A 5,123-nucleotide genomic window follows, 5' to 3' on the forward strand; every position below is an offset into this window, starting at 1 on the left:
TCATCAATCACATCTGTTCCGACATTTAAAAACTTCAAGCCACATTTAGACCTTTCAAACAATTCTAAAAGATGAATCATTTCTGGTGTTTCAAAAAAAGCTGCTCCTAAATAATTTTGCTTAAAATGAATTGCTATTGCCTTGGCTGCTTCATCCTTGTCCTGATCAAAATAATTCTCATCATTCAACCACATATGTGGTAAGTTTTTTCCTATCAACACCACATCTCCGACCTCAAATTTTTCGATACTATCTCCTACAAAGCAGGTTCCCTCACTTTTTAAAATAACGACCAACTCTAACTCTGGATGGTAATGCCATATTTTTAAAAAATACGGATATTCATTCACTTTAGTTGTAAATGAACTGTTGCTGATACTACTTCTGTCTAAAAGATGGAGCTTCATAAAAAGATACTAATTAAACCTTAAACCTAATATAGATCAAAAATAAGCAAATTTAATACAGAGTAATAAAAATAATTTCTCTTTGGTTTCTTTTATCTATCGATTGGTAGCCAAGTTCTAACCCAATCATAACTAGTGGTCCTTTCTTCTTCAGAACCTGTCATCCCACCATTTTGTGGAACAGGATTCCAGTCATATGTTTCCGTTACCAACCTCATGCACATAGGCAAATCAAATTTTTCAACAGGGGTAACAGTTTCTAAATATGCACCATCTAAGAAAAATAATATTTCTGTTGGGCTCTTCCACCATGCTGCATATATATGATAATCATTATAAACCAATTCAGTTGAAGCATGATTCCCTTTAGAACCTTCTATAGTTTCTTCACATTCTGCATTTCTACTGTGTGTATTTGAATGCATTTCCTTATCAAAACCTTGTGCCCAACTAGCATTCGTAGTAACCTCTCCAACGCATTCCTGAATATCTAACTCAGTGATTCTTCTATCACAGCCTGCACCTTCATTTCTAGTATTTATCAACCAAAAGGTAGACGACATAAAGGTTTTATTTGCTTTCATTCTGCATTCGAAGTACATTCCAACTGTTGCAGTTTGAATTGATCTTATAAGTCCGCCGCCATGTGTATATGTATTGCCATTAACGATCTCTTCCTCTTCGAGTAAATAATTCGTAATTCTTAAATCTCCATTTGCAACTGAAATGGCTTCATCCTTGAAAATAGCAGGTGCACGACCTACCCAGGTACTCACACGTGAAGCCCATTTTTCAGAATCTAGATTCTCGTCTTCAAATTCATCTGATAAAAAGTCTACTTTTTCCCAGGTACGACCATCCGTTAATGGATCTTGATCTACATTGAAAAACGGTGTTTCTTTTGGTTCAGGATCTACTGGATGGTCCACCTCAACATTCTCATTCTTACTACAACTAATAAAAAAAAGACAAAAAGAAACTGCGATTATTAATTTTGACATATTTAATTTTAAAAATGTACCTTAATAGGTAAAATTACTGATACCAAATATATTAAAATTCTTTCGTTCTTATTTATGTCTCATTTTAATCAGATTTTTTTTCAAGCTTATACACACGAATCCAATCTACTTTAAAGGTATGTTTTTCTGTATCCTTAATATCTTCATTACTTGGAGTTCTCCCTGCGCAGGCATTCCAAGTTTGATCTTCAATATTAATGATGATATCCATTTCTTTATTCAACCCCGTTCTTGTAGCGGCTTTTCCATCAGGAGATGTATAATTAAGGGGATCAATACCATCTTTATCTCCCACTGTATCTAAATTATCACTTATTTTGATCAGCTCTCCATTGACATAGTATTCCAAATGAGTCGGACTTTTCCAATACACACCAATTCTCAACCAATGATCTGACCAATATGTTGTTTCGTCCCCTGTATACCAAGTACTTTGATCTTTGGGTTGGTAATCTTGAAATAGATTTCGGATAAAAACATGATGACTGATATGCAAGCGTTGGGCGTACCAATCATTCTCAGCTGTTTTATGTCCATACGCTTCTAAAACATCTATTTCTTGTGTATCATCGGGACTCAACATCCATATATCTGAAGCCATATAGGCATTTGTCACCTTTACTCTTGTCTCCACAAAAACAGGGTATATAATTCTTTTTGTTGAGGTAATACACCCCATTCGAGTTGCGGGTAAATTCGTAGTCACTCCATTACAACTTCCAACTTTAGTTTCTCCCTCAACACGAGTTGCTTTTAATTTCAAAACTCCATCAGATACTTCCACATTCTCATGCACCCATTTTGATGGAGACGGACCATCCCATCCATTATGATAAAAATTTGTCCATTTTCCTTCAATTGTTGTTTCTGAAGTGACGGATTCAAAAGTATAGTTAAAATCGTCTGAAACCTCTTCTTGTAATTCCCATACATTTTCATCTCCAGGATTTGCAGGAATTTTAATAGTACTCCATTCATTTCCAGAATCAGGTGGATTCATAAAATCATCGGGCTGAACCGGGTTTTCAGATACTATTTCTTTTTCGAAATTCAAATCTTCTTCTTTTTGACTACAAGAAAAGCATATGACACCGAAAATGATATTAAATAAAATGGTTAATTTTTCATAAGGGTTTCGTTATTAATAATTTCCAAAATTTGGAAACCTATTTGTTGTACCAAAATTACTTTTGAAGCAAATTAATAATGGGAAACTCAACTGTATAATAACGAGACAAGATTCGATTTGTGAACTTCATAGGACCTTAATAATCACAACATCTTCTTACATATCAAATCATCTCCAAAAAAAACAGCTTGCTATAAAAATATAGTAAGCTGTTTCTTTATGTTATACGTTAGATAGAATTTTTACCAAACCGTTTTGTAAACGCGAAGGATATTTAAGCCATATATTTTTTTGATATCTTTATTAGAATAACCTCTTTTCCACAATTCATCTGTAATTGCGGGTAATATTTTTGACAATTCGGCACAGCCACTTGCTCCTTTATCCATTGCCTTCATCATATAACCATCATCATCGTAATTACTTGCATTGGCACCTACAAATTTCATCAATATTTCTAAAGTAAACATATCATCTGTAGCGATTCCTACATGATCCACTCCTAATAATTTCACATAATAATCAATCATGTCGGCACATTGAACCGGGGTTATATCATCCGGCCAAACACCATCCATCATCCATTCAGTAAACGTAGGGCTTACCACGCCTCCTGATTTTGCAGCTAACAAAGCTTGTTCATCAGAAATATTTCTATAGCATCCTTTTTCCGTTGCATCTGGTAAATTTTTATACAAGCCTGTTGGTAATGAATGGGAATAGATAAAAGGTTCTCCTGGATATTTTTCCAACATATAATTAGATATATCAAGCGATGTGTTTTTACCAGTATGACTCAAATCTACAACCATTCCTTGTTTGACCATTTCATCAATCATCGATTTCCCTCTTGATGTCAAACCGCTATCTTGTCCTTTATAATACTGAATTACCCCCGACCCCATATCATAAGAACCGTTATATACCAGCTGCATACTACCAACTCCCATACCTCTTAAAACAGCAATTTTTGAAAGATCACCGTTTAAAATACTACTTGTTTGAGAATTCCAAGCAACGGCATATTTTCCTTCCTTATGCGCTCTTTCAAAATCATCATATGTATGTACAAATACAAATTTTTCTTTTTCTTCTAGCATTGTGGTTCTCCAAACACTATACTCTTTTAAACTGTTCCCATGTATAATATGTAGCGGCTAAAGTAGCAGAAACACCAGTAATACCAGTATTCATAGCTCTATCTATATAATTATGTAAATGCTCCGACTTATTCCACCCCACTCCATAGGGAGAGGCAAAAAAATCAACTACAATATTCTCTTTCACAAATTTCTTTGCTTTTATAGAAGCTTCCCAAGTTTTGCTTTCCTCACTTGAAGGTACAATAAACGCTGTAATCGCAAAACAAGTGACTAATAAAAGTAAAATTCTTACGCTAGTTGTTTTCATATTAATACTTATTATTTTATTTTTCTTTTATTTTTAAAGAAGTTTTTATCTGCAATATATATCGTTTTTAATATTTCACTATAAACTATATCTCCATTTTTATTTTTCAATTCTGTTAGTTTTTCAATCTCAATTTCGTTTTGTTCATTCACGCAAGATTTGATGTATTTCAATTCATCTTGAGTGTAAGTAAAATCCGCAAATAAATGTTCTCTAGCAGGTCTTTTAAAACGAATTGTAGCAGCTTTATCCCATACCACATAATCCTTTCCTAATAAATGTATCAATTGAATCATTGGAATAGGATCTACTGCTGAAAACATACTCCCTCCAAACATCGAATTAACGTAATTCTTATTTTTCCAACTTAGACGGAGCTTAATTTTTATCAAGCTTAAATTTTCAGCAGCAAAAACCACCTTTCCTGTACTCCTTCTATACATTGGAGATGCATTGAATCCAAATTTAAACAGCTTTGCCTTTGGAACAAATTGCTCACCGAATTCCGTTAATTTCTTATAAATAGACATAGATCAATTCGTATTTTTTTAATTGAGAAAAAAAATCAGTTAAAAAACAAATAAAGACTAAAGCTACTGCTTGTCTTGATATGCACCTGAAGAATAAGTCAATTCATAACTATGTGTGTATATTTCAAAAACAATTCCAAAAGGATCTTCTACATATACCATTTTAAATGGTTTCTCTTCTGGATAATATTCTCGAATCGGCATTCTTTGTTTCCCTCCATAGGCCACAATTTTTTCCGTCAATGCTTCTATTTCTGGGTCTTGTACGCAAAAATGAAATAACCCAGTATTAAATGGATTGAACTCCGGAGCTTTTTTGACTCCATGTGGAAATGAAAATAATTCTACTCCAATTCCATCTGAAGTTGCCATATGAGCAATCTCAAAAGTTTCCCAATTCTCACCAAATACATCAATACACATTTGACCAATGGCTGTTTCTTTTTCTTTTTTCACTTCAGATGGTTGCATTATGACATACCAACCCATAACCTCACCATAAAACTCAACGGCCTTATGGATATCTGGAACTGTGATACCTACATGTGAAAACGACCTAGGATATTTTGCTTCTTTCATATTTTTTTGTTTTAAATTGTTCAGATTAATTTATGAAAAACGAATC

The 5,123-nt window shown here is 33.6% G+C and carries 7 protein-coding genes; all 7 read right to left on the reverse strand.

Annotated elements, in window-relative coordinates; genetic code table 11:
• The coding region (locus P8H68_RS11980; protein WP_300325443.1) for a cupin domain-containing protein at positions 1-407 on the reverse strand (407 nt) is incomplete at its 3' end.
• A gap of 92 nt (positions 408-499) precedes the next feature.
• On the reverse strand, positions 500-1,408 hold the full coding sequence (locus P8H68_RS11985; RefSeq protein ID WP_300325446.1) for a glycoside hydrolase: 909 nt from the start codon (positions 1,406-1,408) through the stop codon (positions 500-502).
• A gap of 85 nt (positions 1,409-1,493) precedes the next feature.
• Complete coding sequence (locus tag P8H68_RS11990) at positions 1,494-2,483, reverse strand: beta-agarase (protein ID WP_300325449.1); 990 nt, start codon at positions 2,481-2,483, stop codon at positions 1,494-1,496.
• A 317-nt stretch (positions 2,484-2,800) separates the two neighbouring features.
• Positions 2,801-3,658: a membrane dipeptidase gene (locus tag P8H68_RS11995; RefSeq protein WP_300325452.1), complete on the reverse strand. Its 858-nt coding sequence runs from the start codon at positions 3,656-3,658 to the stop codon at positions 2,801-2,803.
• Positions 3,659-3,674: 16 nt separating this feature from the next.
• A complete protein-coding gene (locus P8H68_RS12000) occupies positions 3,675-3,968 on the reverse strand; it encodes a hypothetical protein (RefSeq protein ID WP_300325455.1) in 294 nt (97 codons plus the stop codon).
• Positions 3,969-3,979: 11 nt separating this feature from the next.
• Positions 3,980-4,498 carry a DUF4442 domain-containing protein gene (locus P8H68_RS12005; RefSeq protein ID WP_300325457.1) on the reverse strand — a complete coding sequence of 173 codons (519 nt, stop codon included), beginning with the start codon at positions 4,496-4,498 and terminating at the stop codon, positions 3,980-3,982.
• Positions 4,499-4,561: 63 nt separating this feature from the next.
• Complete coding sequence (locus P8H68_RS12010) at positions 4,562-5,077, reverse strand: lactoylglutathione lyase family protein (RefSeq protein ID WP_300325460.1); 516 nt, start codon at positions 5,075-5,077, stop codon at positions 4,562-4,564.
• Positions 5,078-5,123: the final 46 nt, after the last annotated feature.

Origin of the sequence: Flavicella sp., from assembly GCF_029238425.1 — a bacterium.
GTDB lineage: Bacteria > Bacteroidota > Bacteroidia > Flavobacteriales > Flavobacteriaceae > Flavicella.